General features: G+C 43.6%; 25 protein-coding genes and 1 other RNA gene. 6 read left to right on the forward strand and 20 right to left on the reverse strand.

Features of this window, described 5'->3' with window-relative positions; all coding sequences use genetic code 11:
* Positions 1 to 338: 338 nt before the first annotated feature.
* The gene (locus tag ACFQ4A_RS02295; protein WP_382397217.1) at positions 339 to 674 is read left to right on the forward strand and encodes a YolD-like family protein; all 336 of its coding nucleotides are present in this window, start codon (positions 339 to 341) and stop codon (positions 672 to 674) included.
* 24 nt (positions 675 to 698) lie between these two features.
* Here the strand turns inward: ACFQ4A_RS02295 and ACFQ4A_RS02300 are convergent, their stop codons facing one another.
* The 7 genes from ACFQ4A_RS02300 to ACFQ4A_RS02330 form a co-directional block, all read right to left on the reverse strand.
* Positions 699 to 920: a YozE family protein gene (locus ACFQ4A_RS02300; RefSeq protein ID WP_382397218.1), complete on the reverse strand. Its 222-nt coding sequence runs from the start codon at positions 918 to 920 to the stop codon at positions 699 to 701.
* 27 nt (positions 921 to 947) lie between these two features.
* Positions 948 to 1,700: a twin-arginine translocase subunit TatC gene (gene tatC / locus ACFQ4A_RS02305; protein WP_382397219.1), complete on the reverse strand. Its 753-nt coding sequence runs from the start codon at positions 1,698 to 1,700 to the stop codon at positions 948 to 950.
* 68 nt (positions 1,701 to 1,768) lie between these two features.
* A complete protein-coding gene (tatA, locus tag ACFQ4A_RS02310; RefSeq protein ID WP_382397220.1) occupies positions 1,769 to 1,957 on the reverse strand; it encodes a twin-arginine translocase TatA/TatE family subunit in 189 nt (62 codons plus the stop codon).
* Positions 1,958 to 1,976: 19 nt separating this feature from the next.
* The gene (locus tag ACFQ4A_RS02315; protein ID WP_382397221.1) at positions 1,977 to 2,180 is read right to left on the reverse strand and encodes a twin-arginine translocase TatA/TatE family subunit; all 204 of its coding nucleotides are present in this window, start codon (positions 2,178 to 2,180) and stop codon (positions 1,977 to 1,979) included.
* 151 nt (positions 2,181 to 2,331) lie between these two features.
* Positions 2,332 to 2,913 (reverse strand): molybdenum cofactor guanylyltransferase, encoded by a 582-nt coding sequence (gene mobA, locus ACFQ4A_RS02320; RefSeq protein ID WP_382397222.1) that lies wholly within the window; start codon positions 2,911 to 2,913, stop codon positions 2,332 to 2,334.
* Between the two features lie 2 nt (positions 2,914 to 2,915).
* Positions 2,916 to 3,410 carry a dihydrofolate reductase gene (locus ACFQ4A_RS02325; RefSeq protein ID WP_382397223.1) on the reverse strand — a complete coding sequence of 165 codons (495 nt, stop codon included), beginning with the start codon at positions 3,408 to 3,410 and terminating at the stop codon, positions 2,916 to 2,918.
* A gap of 23 nt (positions 3,411 to 3,433) precedes the next feature.
* Positions 3,434 to 4,390, reverse strand: coding sequence for a thymidylate synthase (locus ACFQ4A_RS02330; RefSeq protein WP_382397224.1), 957 nt, complete (start codon positions 4,388 to 4,390; stop codon positions 3,434 to 3,436).
* A 154-nt stretch (positions 4,391 to 4,544) separates the two neighbouring features.
* Here ACFQ4A_RS02330 and ACFQ4A_RS02335 point away from each other — a divergent pair, with 154 nt between their 5' ends.
* Both ACFQ4A_RS02335 and ACFQ4A_RS02340 read left to right on the forward strand, forming a co-directional pair.
* Positions 4,545 to 5,606 (forward strand): C40 family peptidase, encoded by a 1,062-nt coding sequence (locus ACFQ4A_RS02335; protein ID WP_382397225.1) that lies wholly within the window; start codon positions 4,545 to 4,547, stop codon positions 5,604 to 5,606.
* 77 nt (positions 5,607 to 5,683) lie between these two features.
* Entirely contained in the window at positions 5,684 to 6,049 is a 366-nt protein-coding gene (locus ACFQ4A_RS02340) for a DUF2512 family protein (RefSeq protein WP_382397226.1), read from the forward strand.
* A 46-nt stretch (positions 6,050 to 6,095) separates the two neighbouring features.
* On the opposite strand, the gene ACFQ4A_RS02345 is transcribed toward ACFQ4A_RS02340, so the two are convergent.
* Both ACFQ4A_RS02345 and ACFQ4A_RS02350 read right to left on the reverse strand, forming a co-directional pair.
* Positions 6,096 to 6,695 carry an HD domain-containing protein gene (locus ACFQ4A_RS02345; RefSeq protein WP_382397227.1) on the reverse strand — a complete coding sequence of 200 codons (600 nt, stop codon included), beginning with the start codon at positions 6,693 to 6,695 and terminating at the stop codon, positions 6,096 to 6,098.
* A complete protein-coding gene (locus tag ACFQ4A_RS02350) occupies positions 6,695 to 8,365 on the reverse strand; it encodes a formate--tetrahydrofolate ligase (RefSeq protein WP_382397228.1) in 1,671 nt (556 codons plus the stop codon). Before ACFQ4A_RS02350 ends, ACFQ4A_RS02345 begins: the two co-directional genes overlap by 1 nt.
* A 344-nt stretch (positions 8,366 to 8,709) precedes the next feature.
* On the opposite strand from ACFQ4A_RS02350, the gene ACFQ4A_RS02355 reads away from it, so the two are divergent.
* Positions 8,710 to 8,910: a cold-shock protein gene (locus ACFQ4A_RS02355; RefSeq protein WP_068442417.1), complete on the forward strand. Its 201-nt coding sequence runs from the start codon at positions 8,710 to 8,712 to the stop codon at positions 8,908 to 8,910.
* Positions 8,911 to 9,133: 223 nt separating this feature from the next.
* On the opposite strand, the gene ACFQ4A_RS02360 is transcribed toward ACFQ4A_RS02355, so the two are convergent.
* The 9 genes from ACFQ4A_RS02360 to ACFQ4A_RS02400 form a co-directional block, all read right to left on the reverse strand.
* Positions 9,134 to 9,643, reverse strand: coding sequence for an isoprenylcysteine carboxyl methyltransferase family protein (locus ACFQ4A_RS02360; RefSeq protein WP_382397229.1), 510 nt, complete (start codon positions 9,641 to 9,643; stop codon positions 9,134 to 9,136).
* On the reverse strand, positions 9,640 to 10,728 hold the full coding sequence (locus tag ACFQ4A_RS02365; protein ID WP_382397230.1) for a type III polyketide synthase: 1,089 nt from the start codon (positions 10,726 to 10,728) through the stop codon (positions 9,640 to 9,642). Before ACFQ4A_RS02365 ends, ACFQ4A_RS02360 begins: the two co-directional genes overlap by 4 nt.
* Before the next feature lie 302 nt (positions 10,729 to 11,030).
* Positions 11,031 to 12,161, reverse strand: a complete 1,131-nt coding sequence (locus tag ACFQ4A_RS02370) for a THUMP domain-containing class I SAM-dependent RNA methyltransferase (RefSeq protein ID WP_382397231.1) — start codon at positions 12,159 to 12,161, stop codon at positions 11,031 to 11,033.
* 125 nt (positions 12,162 to 12,286) lie between these two features.
* Positions 12,287 to 12,672: RNase P RNA component class B (rnpB, locus tag ACFQ4A_RS02375), an RNA gene on the reverse strand.
* Between the two features lie 63 nt (positions 12,673 to 12,735).
* Positions 12,736 to 13,038, reverse strand: coding sequence for a cell division regulator GpsB (gene gpsB, locus ACFQ4A_RS02380; RefSeq protein WP_382397232.1), 303 nt, complete (start codon positions 13,036 to 13,038; stop codon positions 12,736 to 12,738).
* 168 nt (positions 13,039 to 13,206) lie between these two features.
* A complete protein-coding gene (locus tag ACFQ4A_RS02385; protein WP_382397233.1) occupies positions 13,207 to 13,611 on the reverse strand; it encodes a cytidine deaminase in 405 nt (134 codons plus the stop codon).
* A 68-nt stretch (positions 13,612 to 13,679) separates the two neighbouring features.
* Positions 13,680 to 14,036 (reverse strand): DUF1798 family protein, encoded by a 357-nt coding sequence (locus tag ACFQ4A_RS02390; RefSeq protein ID WP_382397234.1) that lies wholly within the window; start codon positions 14,034 to 14,036, stop codon positions 13,680 to 13,682.
* A gap of 71 nt (positions 14,037 to 14,107) precedes the next feature.
* Positions 14,108 to 14,374, reverse strand: a complete 267-nt coding sequence (locus tag ACFQ4A_RS02395) for a hypothetical protein (protein WP_382397235.1) — start codon at positions 14,372 to 14,374, stop codon at positions 14,108 to 14,110.
* 351 nt (positions 14,375 to 14,725) lie between these two features.
* On the reverse strand, positions 14,726 to 15,679 hold the full coding sequence (locus ACFQ4A_RS02400; RefSeq protein WP_382397236.1) for a DUF2515 family protein: 954 nt from the start codon (positions 15,677 to 15,679) through the stop codon (positions 14,726 to 14,728).
* Positions 15,680 to 15,764: 85 nt separating this feature from the next.
* Between ACFQ4A_RS02400 and recU the strand changes: the two genes are divergently transcribed.
* Positions 15,765 to 16,355 (forward strand): Holliday junction resolvase RecU, encoded by a 591-nt coding sequence (recU, locus tag ACFQ4A_RS02405; protein WP_382397237.1) that lies wholly within the window; start codon positions 15,765 to 15,767, stop codon positions 16,353 to 16,355.
* A gap of 18 nt (positions 16,356 to 16,373) precedes the next feature.
* The gene (locus ACFQ4A_RS02410) at positions 16,374 to 19,121 is read left to right on the forward strand and encodes a transglycosylase domain-containing protein (RefSeq protein WP_382397238.1); all 2,748 of its coding nucleotides are present in this window, start codon (positions 16,374 to 16,376) and stop codon (positions 19,119 to 19,121) included.
* 59 nt (positions 19,122 to 19,180) lie between these two features.
* Here the strand turns inward: ACFQ4A_RS02410 and nth are convergent, their stop codons facing one another.
* Together nth and ACFQ4A_RS02420 are read right to left on the reverse strand one after the other, a co-directional pair.
* Positions 19,181 to 19,843, reverse strand: a complete 663-nt coding sequence (gene nth, locus ACFQ4A_RS02415; RefSeq protein ID WP_382397239.1) for an endonuclease III — start codon at positions 19,841 to 19,843, stop codon at positions 19,181 to 19,183.
* Positions 19,844 to 19,847: 4 nt separating this feature from the next.
* Entirely contained in the window at positions 19,848 to 20,525 is a 678-nt protein-coding gene (locus ACFQ4A_RS02420; protein WP_382397240.1) for a DnaD domain protein, read from the reverse strand.
* Between the last annotated feature and the right edge of the window lie 42 nt (positions 20,526 to 20,567).

Below are 20,567 nucleotides of genomic sequence, written 5' to 3' on the forward strand. Positions count from 1 at the left end.
GAAGTGTGGGCCATTATCCAGAGAAAAATCTGCTTTTACATAGTAAGCAGGCGAATAAAAGCCCGTGAAAGGTCTGTCAATATGACGATTTCATGAATTTCCGTCCCCTATGCAGAGAAATATTTCCCGGGCAACCGCACAAGTCAACATAATGCAACACGGCGGTAAAAATTATAGCGAAAAGTCACGAAGGTTGTGTTTTACCAGCTTTAACGCATTAGCCAATCGCCGGACAGGCGTTTCCAATAATTGATCAAACGTTTGTTTAACTTCGAGGTAAGTATCATAGTTGATTTCGAACATAGGTTCTTGTATACTGATGGTTGAGGTGACATAATATGCGCATGCCAAAAGATCGCGGCAGTATTAAGTGGTCGTCCCTTATGCTCCCAGAACATGTGGAACGGTTAAAAGAAATGTGGCAGGCTGATGGAAAAATGAAAAAGCCAACCCTCGATGAACAGCAGGCAGAACTGTTGAATGATCAGCTTCGGGAAGCGTTTGAATGGCAGTGGCCTGTTTGGCTTCATATATATGAAAACGGCAGTGTAACGGAACTCTCAGGAACCGTGAAGAAACTCGACAGACACACAAAAAGTGCCACCGTAAAAACGATGGCACGTCCGGATACCACGATTGCTTTTCAGGATATTCTGCAGATCACGTTTCAATAAAAAGCTCCGATGTGTACCCAGAGCCTAGTCGATATGATCCAGTTGATAAGCTTCCCAAAGCTGATCAAACACAGTTAAAGCACCGGGAAAAGGGCTGTTCCACTCCAAATAATTACTGATTTCATGATAATCTGCCGACTGTTTCGGAAAATCGTGGTCATAGAACATCCAGTCTGCGAGACGGCTCTTTTCATCCGGTTCTTTTCTCCCCCGATATGTTAGTGCGTAATGATAAAATGAATGCATCTTCAGGACACCTCGCTACTCCAACTGTTATTCCGCCATAAATTCCTGATGCTTTTTCAGTTTTTTGCGATAGACGAATCTGGAAAGATAGATACTGATCTCATATAAAAGCACTAATGGTATGATCGCTACAAGCTGCAAAACAAAATCTGGAGGGGTGATCAGCGCTCCGACAATGACCAGAATCAGGTATGCATACTTACGTGATTTTTGCATGAAGTCCGGTGTGATAATACCTAAACGGGTAAGAAACATCGCTATAATCGGTATTTCAAAAAACAACGCAAATGGAATGACAATCCGGAATAACAATTTAAAATACCGGTCATACGTAAATATTTCATTGAACATACCATCATTTAATGAAAGCAGAAACGGAATGATCAGCTGGATAAAAATCATATAACCAAAAACGAGCCCGGCGATAAACAGCACGAAAATAACCGGTATATACATCAACGCCGCTTTTCGTTCGGGCTTGGTTAACCCCGGTTTTATGAACAACCATACCTGCAGGCATAATACAGGTAACGTGCCAATCATTGCCACAACGCCTGCCAGTGTCAAATAAACCGAGATCAGATCGGTCAGACCGGTGACACTTAATTTGAACGGCAAGTCATTTTCCATTAAACCATAAATTTTTTCAACATAAATAAAACCGGCGAGGAAAAAGACGATGAAAAAAACAGCGGTTACGATAAGCCGGTTTCTAAGTTCAGAGAGATGCCCAACAACGTTCATTTCTTTCCCATTAACAAATTGCTGACCTTCAGACATTCGTCCACACTCCTCATCCAAGCACAAAAGAAGATGTAAGGATAACCCCTACACCTGTGTGAAGCAGCCTATTTCTTTGGCGATTGATCATGGTTGCCTGAATTATCCGACCCGATATCTTTTGTCGCATTTTTGAATTCTTTCAATGAACTCCCGACAGCTTTACCGATTTCCGGTAATTTGGAAGGCCCAAAAACAATCAGGGCAATGACCAGAATCAAAATTAAACCGGGGATGCCGATACTGCCTAATCCCATATTGTATCACTCCGCATGATTACTTATTTTGTTCGTTTTTGACAATGTCTTTCGTTTCTTTAACCTCATCGGAAACATCGCTCGTTAAGTCCTGTGCTGAGTTCTTGAATTCACGTAATGTATTGCCGGCAGCTTTGCCGATTTCCGGCAGTTTTTTTGGACCAAAAATAATCAGGGCAATCATCAAAATCAGAACAAGTCCCGGAAAGCCGATATTCAGCATCAAAAACACCTTCTTTATAGTAGAGTTAGTTTTATTATAATCAAACCTTACGGACAAGTCATCTTTTAAGCAGAAGATCCATACCATAGTCAAACTAAAGCCAATGGACTGACATCAGTTTAACATGACCGCTCTCAGTTAAACAACAAATTTACTGGAACCGTTTGGCTTCCTCGAATTGCGCCGGATAATTCATATTAAAAAAGTGCTTATCCACCATTTGTTTGGCTATCCCGTCATAGTCTGTTACATAATGGACATCAATATGCTCAAATAGCGCCCGGATCTTTCGCTCGTCATGCTCAAGCAACATCTGGATGTGCGGTAAGACGTTTTTCGTGTAAATGCCCGACAGAGGGTGCATTCTGTCATTATGGATGGGAATGACGGCATCCGCCCCATTCATTGCCTGCCATAAATGCCGGTAAACACCTTGGTGGATAAATGGCATGTCACACGCTGCGAAAAAGTAAACATCTGCGTCGACATGATGAAGGGCCGACTCAATCCCAGCCAGGGGTCCTTTATCCTGGTACCTGTCCTGATACAAATTCAGCCCGAGAAATTCATAGATTGCGGGTTCATTTGTAATGACCGCTGTCTCATGGCTGCATTTTTTTAATTCATTTGCGATTTGTTCAATAGCCGTCTTTCCGTCAATATCCAATAACGATTTATTGGTACCCATCCGGGAAGACCGGCCGCCTGACAAGATGACACCACACGTCTGCATCCTCACTCACCCCGCCGATCATATTGCAGAAAATAATAGTCATAAGGATTTTTCGGATTCTTTTCACCTTTTTTTTCGGTGGTTAATTGCCATGCTTGTTTTGAAAAATCCGGAAAATAAGTATCACCTTGAAAAACATCGTCAATCCAGGTGATGTACATACGGTCTGCATATGGTAGAAACTGTTTAAAAATTGTTTCGCCACCAATCACGAAAAACAATTCTGCCGGTGATGCGTCATTCCAGTCTAAAACAGCCTCAATATCACGGATAACTTCAATCCCTTCAGGAAACTGATCGGGTTGTTTTGTCAGAACAATATTTTTGCGATTTGGAAGCGGTCTGCCGATCGCCTCAAACGTTTTCCGTCCCATAATAATGGGATAACCGGTCGTTGTCTGTTTAAAAAATTTTAAGTCGTTCGGTAAATGCCATGGTAAATCATTCCGGTAACCAATGACACGATTCCGGTCCATGGCCGCAAGTAATGCTATCATTGTCCATTTCCCCCCTTTACTGGTCAGACTGCGATTGGCGCTTTAATCGATGGGTGTGGATTATAGTCAATCAGTTTAAAATCGGACAATTCGAAGTCAAAAATGGAATCCTTTTTCCCATTGATTTTCAAGGTCGGGAATGGCCTGGTGTCACGGCCAAGCTGTGTTTTTACCTGTTCAACGTGGTTTGTATAAATATGGGCATCCCCTAACGTATGAACAAATTCTCCTGCTTTGAGTCCGCATTCATGGGCAATTAAATACGTGAGCAGTGCATAACTGGCAATATTAAACGGCACACCCAAAAATATGTCGGCGCTTCGCTGATACATTTGGCATGACAATTTTCCATCTGCGACATAAAACTGGAATAAGGTGTGGCAAGGCGGCAGGGCCATAGTCGGGACATCTTCCGGATTCCAGGCTGATACAATATGCCGTCGTGAATCAGGGTTATGGCGGATGGTGTGAATCACATCTTTTAACTGGTCGATGGTTTCATGCTGTGACGTTTTCCATGCGCGCCACTGTTTCCCGTATATATTGCCTAGATAGCCGAATTTTTCGGCAAACGCTTTGTCACGCAACATGTTTTCCTTGAAAATGGTCATCTGTTCCCGGTAAAGTTGATCAAATTCAGGACTCCGCTGGCTGCGATTTCCGAAATCCGTCATGTCAGGCCCATCATATTCATCACTTTCCACCCATTGTTTAAAGGCCCACTCATTCCAGATATTATTGTTGTGCTGTAATAAGTACCGGATATTCGTATCACCTTCTATGAACCAGAGCAGCTCACTGGCAACGAGCCGGAATGGCACTTTTTTTGTCGTTAACAACGGAAAACCGTCGCTCAGATCAAACCGCATTTGCTGACCGAATACCGAATAGGTGCCCGTATTGGTCCGGTCTGTTTTGTTTGTTCCATGTTTCAATATGTAGTGGCATAAATCGAGGTAACCTTGTTCACCTGTCAGCATTTTTCTCACCTCACACACCTATCTTAATATAAATACCGGATTATATCACGATTTTAATCTATTGTAACACAAACGTAAACACCAGCCGGCGCATAAATAGTGTGAATAGGACATAAATCTTTAAAAGCAGTCACACATGAAAGGGGATATTTGCATGTTGAATGGGCCAATTGAACATGTGGTGAAACAGTCTGTCCTGTGCACCTACGTGTTAAGTCAGCCGTTTGCCTTCTATGTTGATGCATATCCTGCTCTACAAAATGAACAATTATTGGAAGCTGAACAACTGCAGTACGGCCAACATGGGGAAGCGGTCAGAATCCTGCAGCAAAAGCTGAATAAATTATCGTATTTTGACGATAACATCGATGGCGATTATGGTCTTTTGACTGAACATGCACTGAAAAATTTTCAGGCGAATCATAATCTGAACATTTCGGGTCAGGCAAACCTGAAAACATTAAACACCGTCATTGATGAAGAAAAGAAACAATACAAAGATCAGTTGGAGGAAATGTCCGGCTCGATTCACCCGGGTATGGATGTGTCGGATGTCAAAATTGTCCAGCGGGCACTTGACTATTTTGGTTACTATCAAGGCGAAATCGATGGTATTTATGGACCGCTCACCCAGAAGGCACTCGAAACAGCTGAGGATGAACATGATATGGAATTAATTGACCATGAGGCCATACAAGCATTGTATGAACAGGAACAAAATACGCAGCCGAATACTGGCAATGAGGAACAGGCAGACAATACACAGCCGGATGATAAAGCGGAAGAAAAACAGGATACAGAAGAAACCGTGAACGAGGCGTCGGAACAAGAACCAAAACAGGCTGACGTAACCAGTACACAACACCAGCAAGCAATTGAAGCGGCACGTGCGCAAATCGGAACACCGTATGTCTGGGGCGGGGATTCACCAGGCGGGTTCGATTGCAGCGGGTTTATTCAATACATTTTTCAAATAGAGGGAATTTCCGTACCGCGGACTGTAAGTGATATGTGGAATTTCTCAACACAAGTTGACAGTCCGTCAGTCGGGGACCTTGTCTTTTTTGAAACTTACAAACCAGGACCGTCCCATATGGGGATTTATATCGGGGATGGCCAATTCATCCACGCTGGTGAATCACGCGGCGTTGAAATCAGCAAATTAAGTGATACTTATTGGGATGATCGGTATTTAGGCACCGGAAGAGTCCCGTAAACCCAGTGGGATTTTTTGCATAAGTTCCGCCTTTGTCACAAAGACTACTCGTATAAAACGATAAAGGTGGGATGTTAATGACCGGATTAATGGTGAAATTACTTGTCTGTCCAATTGGATTATATGTGGCTTCATGGCTGTTTCCTAATGTCGATTTCGGATACTGGTACCAGCCAATTATTCTTGGTGTTGTGTTAGCTTTCGTAGGTTATTTTATGGAAAGAGCAATGTTGCGGGAAGAAACCAATTGGCTCAGTGTGGGGACGGATTTTATTGTCTCAACACTGATTGTCTACTTTGGTGCAATGCTGTTAGCCGATACAGCTATCACCTTTTTCGGGGCCCTTCTGGCAGGTGCTGTATTGGCCGTTGCGGAAATCTTCCAGCATAATTGGCTGTTAAACAGTGGACGGGTTGAAAAAGAAGAAGCTGTACGTGAGTAAAAGCGTGTTATCGGGCAGGAAATTAATTATTTCTGCCCGATATTTTTCATTTCCATTCCCTGAAAAATTGCTGCAGATAACGTTCCATAAACTGATGCCGCTCAGCAGCCATCTGCTTAGCCGAGGTGGTGTTCATCAAATCTGTCAGCTGCAGCAATTTATCATAAAAATGCTGAATGGACGTGTTTTGCTGTTCATCCTTCTGATCATCCCAAAGCTTCTGGTCATTTGCCGCACCATAGGCAAAGGTTCGGGCAATCCCGATCGCCCCGATAGCATCAAGTCTGTCTGCATCCTGCACAATTTTCCCGTCGATTGTATCCGGTACGTTGCCCTTGCTGAACGAAACGTCCTTCATAGCCGTGTTTATCCGGTTAATTTGCGTGTTGGTACAATCAATTGATTGTAAAAATCTGTTCACGTCATTAATTACTTTGGCCCTGTCGGTGAACAGTTTGTCATCACCTATATCATGAATCCATGCAGCTGCTTCACAAATAAACAGATTGGCCTGTTCCTGAGCTGCAATCTGTTTGGCGGTATGGGCCACCCGCTTCATATGGAAGAAATCATGGCCACTCACATCGTCGTCAAATAGCTTATATACATATTTTTGAATGGCAGCTAATTGATCAGCTGGTTGCATTAAAATAATCCCTTAATGGTCCCATCTGGATCGACATCCATATCAAGAGCGGCTGGCTTTTCGGGCAGTCCCGGCATTGTCAGCATATTACCGGTTAAGACGACGATGAAGCCAGCACCAATGGAAGGCCGCAATTCCCTGATGGCTACGGTGAAATGGCCGGGTCTCCCCAATAAAGCCGGATCATCCGAGAGCGAATATTGTGTTTTGGCCATGCAAACAGGCAATCTCCCCCATCCTTGCTGTTCATAATAGGCGAGCTGTTTTGTTGCCTCCTGGGATAGTTCGATATCATCGGCACCATAAACAGTTTGTGCCACCTTCCTGATTTTTGCTTCAAGCGAGTCATCCAGATCATACACATGACGGAATTGCTGGTCAGCATTGCCGGCTTTTTCAATTACTTTTTCGGCGAGTTCGATGCCACCTTCACCACCATTGGCATGTACGTCAGTTAGAGCAACATCCACATGTCTGGATTCACACCAGCTTTTGATAAAATCGGTTTCTGGCTTTGTATCGGTTGGAAATTTATTAATGGCAACGATAAATGGCAGCCCAAACGTTTTAATCGTTTCTATATGTTTTTTTAAATTTTCCATCCCGGCTTGCAATGCTTCCATATTTTCTGTATTCAGATTTTGTCGATTGACACCACCGTGCATCTTTAAAGCGCGTACAGTTGCAACGATAACGACGGCGTTCGTATCAAACTCCCCTGCACGTGATTTGATATCCAGGAACTTTTCAGCACCAAGATCAGCTCCAAAACCTGCCTCCGTTACAACATAATCACTCAGTTTAGCAGCCGTTTTGGTTGCCATAATACTGTTACATCCGTGTGCAATATTGGCAAACGGGCCGCCATGAATAATGGCTGGTGTATTTTCGGTTGTCTGAACCAGGTTTGGCTTGATCGCATCTTTTAACAGGAGTGTCAGAGCTCCCTCTACTTTCAAATCCTTTACCGTTACAGGTTCTTCATCATGTGTATAGCCAATCACAATTTCAGCAATCCTGGCTTTTAAATCCTCCATGCTTGCAGCCAAACATAAAATGGCCATGATCTCCGAGGCAACGGTAATATTAAAACCATCTTCCCTTGGTACACCGCGTAACGGTCCGCCTAGTCCGATAACAATTTGCCTTAATGCACGGTCATTGATATCCATAACGCGCTTCCACTCAATACGGCGCGGGTCGATATTCAAATCATTCCCCCGGTGTATATGATTATCAATCATAGCTGACAGGGCATTGTTGGCCGTGGTGATTGCGTGCAAGTCACCTGTGAAATGGAGGTTGATATCTTCCATTGGTAGCACTTGTGAGTACCCACCCCCTGCTGCACCTCCTTTAATGCCCATTACAGGACCGAGAGATGGTTCACGCAAAGCAATGATGGATTTTTTGCCCATTTTATTCAACGCCTGTCCGAGACCAACTGTTATAGTTGATTTGCCTTCCCCGGCTGGTGTCGGATTGATGGATGTCACTAAAATAACTTTGCCGTTTGGTCTATCATGAAGCTTGCTTAGTAATGTCTCGGAAATTTTTGCTTTTGTGCTTCCATATGGCTCCCAGTCTTCTCTTTCCAGATTCAGCTCATCAGCAATTGTTTTAATCGGTTTAAGTTCAGTACTTTGCGCAATTTCAATATCTGTTGTCATCTTATACACACCTCTCCCTCCATTTTACTCCAGTTTAACGTACCCAGTCTGTTTTTAACATCCTTTTTCTCTGATTTTTATAAAAACGGTTTCATCGTTTTCTGTAACATATTGCTGTATCTGAAAAAAGATGACTAAATGACGTGATGTTCTTGACTGCCGGTCCAAAATGAGCTATATTAGACTTAAGCAAAGAAGATGTATGGAATCATTAATGACAAGCAGCTTCTATGGAAGTGGGTGCAATAGTGATCCAGCACTTCTATAGGTGGCTGCTTTTTATTCTGTTTATCTGCTTTGTATTAACACGTTTTACGTGAAAGTTTTTAGGAGGATTAATCACAATGGAAAACGGCGTAGTAAAATGGTTCAACGCGGAAAAAGGCTATGGCTTCATTCAGGTAGAAGAAGGAAACGATGTATTCGTTCACTATTCTGCCATTCAGGAAGAAGGCTTCAAAACGCTTGAAGAAGGTCAAAATGTTACGTTCGACATCGTTGAAGGCGATCGTGGCCCGCAAGCTGCAAACGTTGTTAAACAATAATTAAGGAAACAATATACAAGGCGGTAATCTGTCAGGATTATCGCCTTCTTTCTTTCAACGTATCATGGTCCCTGTTATATCGTCAGCCATTTAAAAAGTGGTAGACCTTATAAGCAAAGACGCCGCTACACCGTTTATGTATGCGGCAAAACATATGGCTAAATAAAAACAAGGGATAGCTAGCTCTTGGCTATCCCTTGTTTACATTCCGGCTATTTTGTCATTACGTTGCCCGTGTTAGAGCTTTTTCCTCCCGTGGTATTCTCACCCGCAGCAAAAGGATGTGAAGCAGCGGGAACAGCACAGCTGTCCATTGGGCACCGACCAGAAGCGGGATGGTGAATAACTCAACCGCTACGATGATATAATTCGGGTGTTTGACATATCTATAAGGCCCTTGTTTTATGAGCGCCACACCCGGAAGGACGATCACTTTTGTATTCCAGAACCTTCCAAGAGACTGCATACACCACACTCTCCCTACCTGTGCCGTCAAAAAAATGAACAGAAGTACATAATTGAGACTGCTCGAAGGGTCATTCTTTAATGCAGTCTCCACAATGACCGAAATAAAAAAACTGCAATGAAGGAAGATAAACCATTTATAATGCTTCTCCCCTTTTTCAATGCCTCCCATACGCTTCAACCATTTTTCATTACTTTTAGCAATGGATAATTCCACAAGGCGCTGTGCTATGACTGCCGCTATAAAAATCCATATCCAAGTCGTCATTTTTCATTCCACCCCAATAACAATAATTCTGAGCTGAATCCCGGTCCTAAAGCTGATAAAACAGTTAATGTTTCTTCACTGGTCGTTTCCTGCATCCCATAATAAAGCACGTATAAAACGGTTGCTGATGACATATTTCCGTGATGTCGCAGCACGTCATGGGAATGTTTAAACAATTCCCGGGGGACCTGCAAAACTTCCGCCATCGCTTCCAATACCTTTCTGCCGCCGGGATGGGCAATAAAACCGTGAATTGATTGCTGATCAATAGCCATGTCGTTTAGAAACGTCTGAATATGGTTTTGCCAAAATGAACGCACCAGTGCTGGAATACGTTTGGAGAATATGACTTCGAGTCCATTATTGGTAACGTTCCAGCCCATAACGTTTTGACTATTTTTCCTGGTGGCGGAACTAGTCCTGATGATGTGCGGCTTCGACTGTTTACTGTGTGGCAAAAGTGTGGATTGATCCCCCATCAGCAAGGCAGCTCCTACACCGTCCCCGAACAAAGCCGTGCCAACAATGTTACTCTTTTGCAGATCATCTTTTTGAAAGGTTAGACTGCACAATTCACAACAGACGAGGAGCACATTTTTGTCGGGATGTGCTTTGATCCAATCATGGGCCCGTGCCAGACCTATAGCTCCTCCTGCACAGCCAAGTCCCCAGAGCGGCATTCGGGTGACGTCCTCGCGAAACGGTCGCTCACTCATGATAAACGTATCCAGCGAGGGTGTGGATAGTCCTGTACTGGAAACAAAAATAATCATGTCCACTGCTTCGTAGGGAACAGCTTCTTGTAAAAATTGTTCATTTGTCAAACAAGCATCGATTGCCTGTAATGAATATCTGATCGAAAGCATATGATAAAGATCATTTTTTTCTTGAAACGAATGCTCTGTTTTAAACCAGTCCGGTTCTACCGCGAACTGTCTCCTGTCAATTTGTGCGTGGTCAAAAACCGGCAAAAGCCGTTCAACTAATCGCGTTTCCCGGTTGCTGAAAATATCTTTAACTAACGTTTTGATCGTCGTTTGTGACATGTCATATAAGGGAATCCCCAACCCTACTGAGCTGATCAACCGTTACCCGCCCCTTTCTTGTCAGACATCACTAGTCTATTTGGCTGTTTTTCATAAAGATATAACACATTTTTCATAGATTGTTTTAAACATAACAGAAGGCTAAAAAGTTCAGTCCAAAAGGTATGTTTATTTCTATCATGCTTTATTTTTAGCTGGTTTGGCGTTTTTATTCTTTTTATGCTGCGTTAAGGGAAATAGCAGGGAAGAAATACGTGAGGGGAGGACAATGTAACAGTTGATTCTCACAGCACTAAAAAACCAGAGGGTGATTCCCTCTGGTTTTTAGTCTTTAAAAAATCTCATTGTTTCTTGCCATAGTATTGATAATAATGTGTTTGGATGAACCCGTTAAAAAGCTTGCGTTTCTTCGTCGGTTTGTGGCCGTATTGCTGTTCAAATGTGTCAAATGCTGTAAGGATGTAAACACTCCAGGACGGGTGATTGGCCATAACTTTACCCAAATCACTGTATAAGCTTGCAATTGCTTCTCGGTCTCCTATTCGCTGGCCATATGGCGGATTGCCGATTAAGTAACCGTTCGGTTTGCGGATGGACAAATCACGTGCCTGCATTTGTTTCCAGGCAATCAGATCGCCAAGCCCTGCTTCCATCGCATTTTCCTTGGCAATGTCAACCATCTGATGATCAATATCCGATCCTGTGATATCAAGTTTCTGGTTGTACCAGGCTTTATCTTCCACCTCTTCAAAGGCTTCTTCCCAATACTGCTTTTTAACCCATTTCCACTGTTCGCTAGCGAATTCACGATTAAACCCGGGAGCGATATTCTGACCGATTAAGGCCGCTTCAATCGGAATGGTTCCTGACCCGCAAAACGGATCAATCAATGGTTCATCTGGTTCCCAGTTGGTCAGCATAATTAAGGCTGCTGCCATTGTTTCCTTCAATGGTGCTTCACCCTGGCCGGTACGGTAGCCGCGTTTATGTAATCCGGAACCGGACGTGTCAATTGTCAATACAACCTCATCTTTGAGAATGGCCACTTCAAGTTTAAATAACGCACCGGTTTCCACCAAATTCCCCGCCACACCATATTTTAATTTCAACCGCTCGGCAATCGCTTTTTTGACGATGGCCTGGCAATCAGGAACACTGTACAAGGTCGATTTAACGGACTTCCCCGAAACAGGGAACTTCCCATCCTCGGTAATAAACCGTTCCCATGGTAATGCTTTCGTCGCTTCGAATAATTCATCAAATGTGACGGCCCTGAATCGGCCTGCCTCTACTTTGACACGATCGGCACTTCGTAGCCATAAATTACAGCGCGGAATAGCCGATACAGGAGCTTCAAAGACGACTTTACCATTTTCGATAGCCACATCATAGCCGAGCTGTTTCACTTCTTTTGCCACAATTGATTCAAGTCCCATGGCAGCTGTTGCGATTAACGTCACGTCATGAGCCATATCGTAAATCCTTTCATCTTCTAATATTGAAGCATTATCAGTTTACCACATTAGCTGTATAATTAAAAAACCTTTCCGACAAAGTCAGAAAGGTTTTATGTTAACCAGTGTGAGACCATTGAATACTTGATAAGCCATGTTCTGTTCCGTTGTACTTTGACGGTGGTCAGCCTTGTACAGCGGTCGTAATCATCTATCTACAAGTATTGGTGAATACTTGTCCCTTTTTCGGTTCGTTTTCCCTAATCAAGGGTGCCCCTACCAATATTTGGGTTGCTCACTCGTGGGGTTTACCGCGTTCCACCCGAATTGTTTCCAATCCGGCTCCGTCACTGTGGCACTTTCAAACGTACTTATCCATGTCTTGTGAGTTAGGATGTTCCGCTGCCGTTAGCCATACCGGCTACCTTGACTTATGCTTTCATCAAGCACGAACACTACAGGCATCGCAGCCTGTGTGAGCATGGACTTTCCTCTGTATATGTGGCATACACAGCGATTACGCAAGTATTCAATTATTACCTAAATAAATCATACCACATATAACAAACGCGGTCACTGGTAATTCCAACCATCATTCAGAATCAGCATATTTTTTGCCGAAAACAGCTTTTTCAAGATTGGATACACGTTTTAAAATATCATAGTTCACCTGGTGGTTTGGTGTCGATGTACGGCTCCTTGTCTGATCGGACTGTTTTCTGAGACGTTCATTTTCCTGACGCAGCTTCTCAATATCCTGTTGGAACGCTTCGTAGTCCTGAATAACCGTATCCAGAAAGTCATCGACCTCTTCTTGATTATAACCGCGCATGGCGGTTTTAAATTCCTTTTCCAATATATCTTTTCCTGTAAGCTGGATCCGATTTGCATTCATCTTCTGTCACCTCAGATTTTTCATTTATTCGCCCATTCAAAATGACATGTCCATTTTATCTGTATGCCCGTCCGTTTAATATATGCCTTCTTCCTTTCTGGATAGTATAACATGATTCCAGCTTATTGTCTTATGTATTCAGTAGCATAAAAAAAGAAGCTGATCTGCTCAGCCTCTATTCCCCATATCATCTGACTGGAAGGAAAATGGGAGCAATTCTTCCATCGTCACACGCTTCGTTTCGTGATGTAAATTGGTCAAATAAATGGTTGTTTCACTGTCAAAAAATTCACTCATGACCTGCCGGCAGGACCCGCATGGCGGAACTGGCCGTTCTGTATCAGCTACAACCGCCATTTCGTTGAAGGTATATTCACCATCGGCTATGGCTTTAAAAATAGCTACCCGTTCTGCACAGCAGGTGACCGGATAGGCGGCATTTTCGATGTTACATCCAGTGTACATTTTCCCCGAACGGGTCAACAGGGCCGCACCGACCGGGAACTCAGAATACGGGACATATGCTTTTGTTTTGCTTTCCCTTGCTTTATCCAGCAACTCCTGACGACACATCTATTTTCCCTCCTTCATGGGTAAATCGAAGGTTATTCTAATCGAGAGCATTCCGTTTGTAAAGTTCTTTAGTGGGTGTGCAGCTCGGACAACAGCTGTTCAAAAATAAACGTGATGGAATGATGCAGCTCCATATAACGCTTTCGCTTCACGTCGATGTAATAACTGTTGAGAAGCAGGAGTTCCATATTTTCGCGCGTTGATGTGACTTGTTGCGGATGGAGGTTTACTTGTCGTTCCCTGACGGCTCGGCGTGCATGCTCCTCCCATTCAGCGAGCAACGCGTAGACAGGTTCTGTCCGCTCCTTAACCATTTCAAAAAACTGTTTGTCTTTTTTGCTTTCCGGCGGGTGATGTTCTTCATATCTTTGTTTTAATTGATCAAGATGTTCAATCAGTTGTCTGGTTTGCTGCTCTAATGTCATAAATATCCTGTCCCCTGTTTCGTTTTAGCTGACAGGTATAGTTTATCATTCAGCCGGTTAAAAAACATCCGTTACGACAATCTTTTTTTGACATGTCGCGTAAACCGACTGGGCGTCAGCTTTTTGTCTGAACGTTGCAGTTGTTGCAGTTTGGTTGTTGTATAGGTGATGTGAAGCAACTCACAGTGATGGCTTTGATAATCAGTTTCGATTTGATCGTCGGTGATCATCGTGATTTTTTGCTCCAATAAGCGGAGCTGATTGCCCATCTCCGCTAGCGCGTTGGCAAAATCCTGTTTCTGATAACCATCCATTTGTTTCATTCGTTTCGCAGTCATTTATGACACCTGCCCTTTTAAGTGATTAATAACTATTTCGCGATCAAACCGTCCTTCCCTTCCCCATCGACAAAACTGGAAGAATAATGGCAAAACAAGAGTAAATTCGCTGTTGTTTAGACAAACTAGCGACTGTAAGGAGGTATATCATGGACAAGAAAAAACCATCCGAGTATAAGACTGCCCGTCACCATCAGAAAAAAGAAAACCGAAGCCGTAACAAAAAATTAGATGGTCCAAACCGTCCGTCTACCTAACAGCCAAAACTGTCCCCCCTAAGTTTTTCCAAAGGCCAGTTGTCGGCAGTCAGAGATTTATTAAAAAGGATTTGTGCTGTCACAAATCCTTTTTTTACATAAACAGGTCTTTTAAGTGAGCGTAGGCATACATCAGTTTTCGCCGGTTATAAAATGTCTTTTTAATCCGGGGATCTGGGTTGACGGAATTATTTTTCAGCCACTTTTGTCTAATGCCCCCTTTTTTATACCAGTCTTTTCGAATATTATCTTGATGCGTGATTACCGGATAAACGGTCCGCAGCAGGGGGGCTTTTTCTGTATGCCTACCCAGAAATCGCTCATAATCTTGTCGTGAACCTGTGTGTTCAACCGTTCGAGCGAATGCGAGTAATGGGCGGTATACCCGGGGATGAAACATGATAGCGGCAAGTTGCTTCCCTAACGCAATCCGTTTATCAATATCTGTGAAATCATGGACAAAAGCGCCATAAAGCCGTTTGGTTCTGGTTGGCAGCAAAACGGCATTCAGTAATAAAATATCCTGCAAAAGGTATGACGGGCGTAAAAAAACACGATACTTAAAATAGTCCTGTTTAATGACGGGACGATGAATGACATTTTGTTCATTAATAATTAACGCCAATACAAGACGTTGTGTGTCTTGGTGCTCCCAGAAAAACGCCCATTCTTTTTGCATATACCGTGAGACATAGAGGTCCGGCAATAGATGGAACAGCGGTTTATCTGAGTGCAAAGACAATTGATAAACCATTAATTGCGGATAGGCATCTGAAAAAATCAGCCAGTTGGCTCGTTCATATGTCATAAACAGTAGCTTTCGCTGGCTGGCCGAGAGTATTTTCCGGAATGGCAACAACCATAAATCAGTCATATTCCATCCCGCGTTCCGGGAAACCATGCTGGCAAGAAACGCCCACTTTATTTCCGGAAACGCCATATAAAAGTTTTGATAAGCTTTTGTGCGGGAAATATTATCTGCATTGTACTTATTTGTCTCAGATATTATATAATGAAGGTAGTCATGTCTTCCCCATCGCGCAGTCATAATAAGCCTCCTTTCCACGGTTATATAGTCAATGGCCACTTTTTTTGGTAAGATACGGTCATATGCATGCTGAGGGGGAAAATCAATGCATTATCCAAACGGCAAAAAAAATCACCACATCCGCCAGCCAGCTGCAGCAAACCGTTCACAGGCATTCGGTAATCGCGGAATGACGCTGGAAGCGGATATCAACGCAACCAACACGTATTATCGGGATATCAATAAAGCCAATATCCATAAAAAACCGACACCGGTGCAGGTTGTTAACGTCCATTATCCTAGAAGAAGTGCCGCCGTCATTACAGAGGGATACTTCAAACAGCCTTCCACAACCGACTATAACGGTGTCTATCGCGGACGGCATATCGATTTTGAGGCAAAGGAAACGAAAAATAAAACACGGTTCCCACTTGCCAATATCCACGGGCATCAGATTGAGCATATGAAGTCCATAACCAAACATGGCGGGATATGTTTTTTGATTATCCGGTTTTCCGTCTATAAAGAAACATATTATATACCGGCCGAAACGTTTTTTCCATTCTGGGACGAACAATTTAACAATGGGAAAAAATCAATTCCATATGAAACAATCCGGTGTAAAGGGTACAGAATTCCGTTTCATTATCAGGCACGAGTTGATTTCTTAGCTATTATTGACCAGCTTTATTTTTAGATTGGAGGAGAATGCGTTATGGCAACGAATGGCCAATCTCGCATGGCAAGACGAAAACAGAAAAAAGCTTCCAAAAAACCAATGTGGAAAAAAATATTACTCATCATCGGTATTACCATACTTGCGATTGGTGTTGGCGTTGGTGCGCTGTTTACGTATTATATTGCCACAGCACCGGAAATCGATGCATCCAAATTGGATTCACCTTATTCATCCAAAATATACGATAAAGACGGGGAGCTGTTTGCCGACCTAGCAGCGGGAGAGCAGCGAACAAAAGTGAACTATGAGGAACTACCGGAAGTATTGGTTGATGCGGTTCTTTCAACCGAGGATGCGCGCTTCTTTGATCATCCGGGTATTGACATTTGGCGGGTCGGTGGTGCTGTGGTTGCCAATATAAAAAATGGCTTTGGTTCTGAGGGGGGCAGTACGATAACACAGCAGCTTGTGGAACAATCCCTCCTGTCACCTGAAAAGAAAATCAGTATTAAAGTGCAGGAAATGTGGCTGGCCTTAAAGCTGGAACGTCAATACGATAAAGAAGAAATACTAGAGATGTACTTGAATAAAATATATTACGGCAATAATGCTTATGGGGTCGGGAAAGCCTCGGAACTGTATTTCGGAAAAACGGACCTCAGTGAGTTGACACTGCCTGAAGCAGCGATTCTTGCCGGTCTGCCGCAGCGTCCATCTGCTTATAATCCGTTCGAAAACCCAGATTTAATGAGAGATCGGATGAATACCGTGTTAAGACGTATGGTCGATAATGAGACGATAACCGAAAGTGAAGCCGAAGAAGCCAGAGAAGTTGAGATTCCTTCCCTCCTGACTGATGATACACCTGACCCGACGCCATACCAGGCCTTTTTACAGCAGGTGCAAAAAGAGGTTGAGGAAAAAGTTGACGGCGCTGATATTTTTACAGATGGTCTGGACATTCATACAACGATAGATAAAGGTGCGCAGGAACATGTTGAGCTCTTACTGTCAGACAGTGAGGATAACCCGATCAACTATCCAGCCGATGACGGTGATGAAAAGATGCAGGCAGGTATGACCGTGCTGGATACGGAAACTGGTGCCATACGGGCAATCGGCGGAGCCCGTGGCGGTCTGGAAAATGACGGGCTGAATTATGCAACAGACATAAGGCGTCAACCGGGATCGACGTTCAAACCAATTATTGATTATGGTCCTGCGATTGAACATAACCAATGGTCTACGTACCATCAGCTGAATGACGATGGGCCGTATGATATCGCAGGAATTGATGATCAGATTAATACATGGGCCGGTCAATATTACGGCTGGGTCTCCATGCGGTACGCCCTGCAGCAGTCACTCAACGTACCTGCAGCTAAAACTTACGAAGAAATTGGAGGAAGCACTGCTAAACAATTTGCAGAAGACTTGGGCATATCATTTGGTGACCATGATATTGGGCTTACAGATTCGATTGGCGGCAACATTGGGACAAATCCACTCGAGCTTGCCGGTGCGTATCGTGCATTTGGTAATGGCGGTATTTATAACGAACCTTATGCAGTGACGAAGGTTGAGTTTCCGGACAGCGGCAAAACGGTTGATTTAACACCGGAACCTGAAGCGGTTATGTCCGAGTCCACTGCCTATATGATAACGGATATGTTGCAAACAGCAATTAGCGAGGGGACCGGCGCTCAAGCAAATGTCTCCGGATTACCGGATGCCGGTAAAACAGGTACGACCACGAGAGAAAATGTGGAAGGTTCACCTGATTCCTGGTTCAGCGGTTATACGACGAATTATACAATCTCGATTTGGACCGGGTATAATGATAATGACGTAACACTGCCGGATACAAAAATTCCACATGCATTATATAAAAATACGATGACAGAACTGTCCAAAGATGTGGACACACCGGATTTCACTAAACCGGATTCTGTTGTAGAAGTGGCTGTGGAAAAAGGTTCACGTCCGGCGAAGCGGCCAAGTGATTATACACCGTCATCTGAAACCGTAACCGAATTGTTTGTCAAAGGGACTGAACCAACTGAAACATCGGAACAATTTGATCAGCTGGATCCGGTAGAAGGATTGGAGGCGGCATTTGATGAAGAATCGGGGGCCATTCAAGTTGAATGGGAGTATGATACAGAACAGGATGTATCGTTTGATGTAAGTGCCAGCATCGATGACGGCCAAATGCAGGGTCTTTCCTCCACCGATGATATGTCCATGGAAATTTCCAATGTCGAGCCGGGTACAACGTATGACATTCAAGTTGTCGCTGTCAGCGAAGACGATGAGGGTTCAAGTGAACCTGCCAACACGACGGTTCAGGTACCTGAAGAAAACGAGGATGAAGATGAAGATGAGGAAGAGAACGAAGAAGAAACTGAGGAAGGAAATATTCCATCAGTCGGCGAACTTAGTGCCAGTCCTTCCGGTTCAAATATAGACGTTTCCTGGCAGTATAACGGCCCGCCTGCCCAGTTTGAGGTAGTGGTGTCGCAGAATGGCAGCCAACTTCAAACGGAAACGGTTGGCTCTGAAGGAATTGTAATCGAAGGAGAGGGTGTTCAGCCGGGGCAAACGTATACCATAACCGTTGTCCCAGTTGGCCAAAATGGTGCTAATGAAGGTGCTCGCGGCGAGGAATCAAGTACAGGAATTACCATGCCTGAAGCAAATGAGTCCGGTGGTTCCGGCGATGGCGATGATGATGGCGATGATGATGAAGCTGAAAACGACAATGGTGAAGGCGAGGACGAATAAACCATAAGCATAAAAAAATAAGGCAGTCTTCCTCACGATTGGAAGACTGCCTTATTATATCACTTTTCCATTGTTTCGCGTTTTTTCATCCGTTTTTGTCCTTCCCGGCACAACTCAAGTAGCGGGCATTCCGGACATTGCGGATTTCTTGCCTTGCAATGATACCGGCCGAAAAAAATCATCCGGTGATGGGTATCAGCCCACTCGTCTTTTGGCACTTTTTTCATCAAGGTCTGTTCCACTTCCAGAACAGAATCTTTCCAGCGGCAGATGGCCAAACGCTTAGCTACCCGTTCGACGTGTGTATCAACAGCAATGGCCGGTTCTTTAAAGGCCACCGATGCGACAACATTTGCTGTCTTCCGGCCCACACCGGCCAGTTTCATCAACTCCGATTTCGATCTCGGAACTTCGCCGTCATAGTCATCAATTAGCATTTGACAAAGCTTGCGAATATTTTTGGCTTTGTTTCGATACAATCCAATTGACTGAATATCCCGCTGCAATTCCTCTAAAGGTACTGCCAGGTAATCCTCAGGTGCCTTGTATTTTTCAAAAAGTGATGTTGTGACTTTATTGACTAAGTTATCCGTACACTGGGCTGATAACAATACAGCAATAACCAGTTCGAATGGATTATCATGATTCAGTTCACATTGGGCTTCCGGATACATCTCCTTCATAACATCCAGACAGTGCTTAACCTGCGATTTGTTTAGCATCCCCCTATTCCTCCTCCAGCCAGTTATAATAAATCGATGTGTCCCGTTTGGCTGCAGTAGAACCCTGTTTAGGAGCCTGATTCTCGTGAAATGTTTTACTGGCCTGCCGGGCTTGTTCAACGGATTGGATTCCTTTTTTCTTCCAATCGCGAAGGATACGGTCGATATACTTAAAATTAAGCTTTCCCATCAGAACCGATTCCCTTAAGGCTGCTTTAATAAGTGAAGGCTTCATGTTGTCTTCATCAAGCCACGTGTTAATCATTTCAATTTCAAATGGTGACAGAGGTCTGCCGAATTCCTGCTCAAACAAAATAAAGATCGTGCCATCACCTTGTGTCTGTTCTTCCTGCTTTTCAGCAAACAGCTTCTCCCATAGTGGATTAAGACTATAAGCCTCGGTTATTCGATTCTGTTCATTTTCCAATTGTTCGATGGACAAAAAATTTTTTTGAATGAGTTTACGTAAAATATTGGCACATTCTTTTTCGCTGATGGTTAAATGGCTGGCAAGCTCATTGGGGGTTGGAAAGTCATTTTTTTCCTGTAAATAGCGCAGCAGCTGCAAAATAACCATGACTTCCTCTTCTGTTAGCCCCATTGCTGCATATTTATCAAGTAACTGAACAGGTATCGGAACCTGGTTCAATACAATATCCTGAAATGAAATGAAATTTGCCATACATGATACACCTCATTTCCCAAGTATAGCACGTTTTCCACA

Origin of the sequence: Lentibacillus salinarum (assembly GCF_042679865.1) — a bacterium.
Lineage (GTDB): Bacteria > Bacillota > Bacilli > Bacillales > Amphibacillaceae > Lentibacillus > Lentibacillus salinarum.

Bases quoted from the DNA above. Each gene is read 5' to 3' on its own strand.
- ACFQ4A_RS02295 (WP_382397217.1), top strand. From the start codon at position 339: ATGCGCATGCCAAAAGATCGCGGCAGTATTAAGTGGTCGTCCCTTATG.
- gpsB (WP_382397232.1), bottom strand. From the start codon at position 13,038: ATGAATGCAAATCGGATCCAGCTTACAGGAAAAGATATATTGGAAAAG.
- ACFQ4A_RS02370 (WP_382397231.1), bottom strand. From the start codon at position 12,161: ATGGCTCATGACGTGACGTTAATCGCAACAGCTGCCATGGGACTTGAA.
- recU (WP_382397237.1), top strand. From the start codon at position 15,765: ATGCATTATCCAAACGGCAAAAAAAATCACCACATCCGCCAGCCAGCT.
- ACFQ4A_RS02395 (WP_382397235.1), bottom strand. From the start codon at position 14,374: ATGACTGCGAAACGAATGAAACAAATGGATGGTTATCAGAAACAGGAT.
- ACFQ4A_RS02390 (WP_382397234.1), bottom strand. From the start codon at position 14,036: ATGACATTAGAGCAGCAAACCAGACAACTGATTGAACATCTTGATCAA.
- ACFQ4A_RS02410 (WP_382397238.1), top strand. From the start codon at position 16,374: ATGGCAACGAATGGCCAATCTCGCATGGCAAGACGAAAACAGAAAAAA.
- ACFQ4A_RS02330 (WP_382397224.1), bottom strand. From the start codon at position 4,390: ATGCTGACAGGTGAACAAGGTTACCTCGATTTATGCCACTACATATTG.
- ACFQ4A_RS02325 (WP_382397223.1), bottom strand. From the start codon at position 3,410: ATGATAGCATTACTTGCGGCCATGGACCGGAATCGTGTCATTGGTTAC.
- ACFQ4A_RS02355 (WP_068442417.1), top strand. From the start codon at position 8,710: ATGGAAAACGGCGTAGTAAAATGGTTCAACGCGGAAAAAGGCTATGGC.
- mobA (WP_382397222.1), bottom strand. From the start codon at position 2,913: ATGCAGACGTGTGGTGTCATCTTGTCAGGCGGCCGGTCTTCCCGGATG.
- ACFQ4A_RS02340 (WP_382397226.1), top strand. From the start codon at position 5,684: ATGACCGGATTAATGGTGAAATTACTTGTCTGTCCAATTGGATTATAT.
- ACFQ4A_RS02360 (WP_382397229.1), bottom strand. From the start codon at position 9,643: ATGACGACTTGGATATGGATTTTTATAGCGGCAGTCATAGCACAGCGC.
- ACFQ4A_RS02345 (WP_382397227.1), bottom strand. From the start codon at position 6,695: ATGCAACCAGCTGATCAATTAGCTGCCATTCAAAAATATGTATATAAG.
- ACFQ4A_RS02420 (WP_382397240.1), bottom strand. From the start codon at position 20,525: ATGGCAAATTTCATTTCATTTCAGGATATTGTATTGAACCAGGTTCCG.
- ACFQ4A_RS02400 (WP_382397236.1), bottom strand. From the start codon at position 15,679: ATGACTGCGCGATGGGGAAGACATGACTACCTTCATTATATAATATCT.
- ACFQ4A_RS02350 (WP_382397228.1), bottom strand. From the start codon at position 8,365: ATGACAACAGATATTGAAATTGCGCAAAGTACTGAACTTAAACCGATT.
- nth (WP_382397239.1), bottom strand. From the start codon at position 19,843: ATGCTAAACAAATCGCAGGTTAAGCACTGTCTGGATGTTATGAAGGAG.
- ACFQ4A_RS02300 (WP_382397218.1), bottom strand. From the start codon at position 920: ATGCATTCATTTTATCATTACGCACTAACATATCGGGGGAGAAAAGAA.
- ACFQ4A_RS02335 (WP_382397225.1), top strand. From the start codon at position 4,545: ATGTTGAATGGGCCAATTGAACATGTGGTGAAACAGTCTGTCCTGTGC.
- tatC (WP_382397219.1), bottom strand. From the start codon at position 1,700: ATGTCTGAAGGTCAGCAATTTGTTAATGGGAAAGAAATGAACGTTGTT.
- ACFQ4A_RS02315 (WP_382397221.1), bottom strand. From the start codon at position 2,180: ATGCTGAATATCGGCTTTCCGGGACTTGTTCTGATTTTGATGATTGCC.
- ACFQ4A_RS02385 (WP_382397233.1), bottom strand. From the start codon at position 13,611: ATGTGTCGTCAGGAGTTGCTGGATAAAGCAAGGGAAAGCAAAACAAAA.
- tatA (WP_382397220.1), bottom strand. From the start codon at position 1,957: ATGGGATTAGGCAGTATCGGCATCCCCGGTTTAATTTTGATTCTGGTC.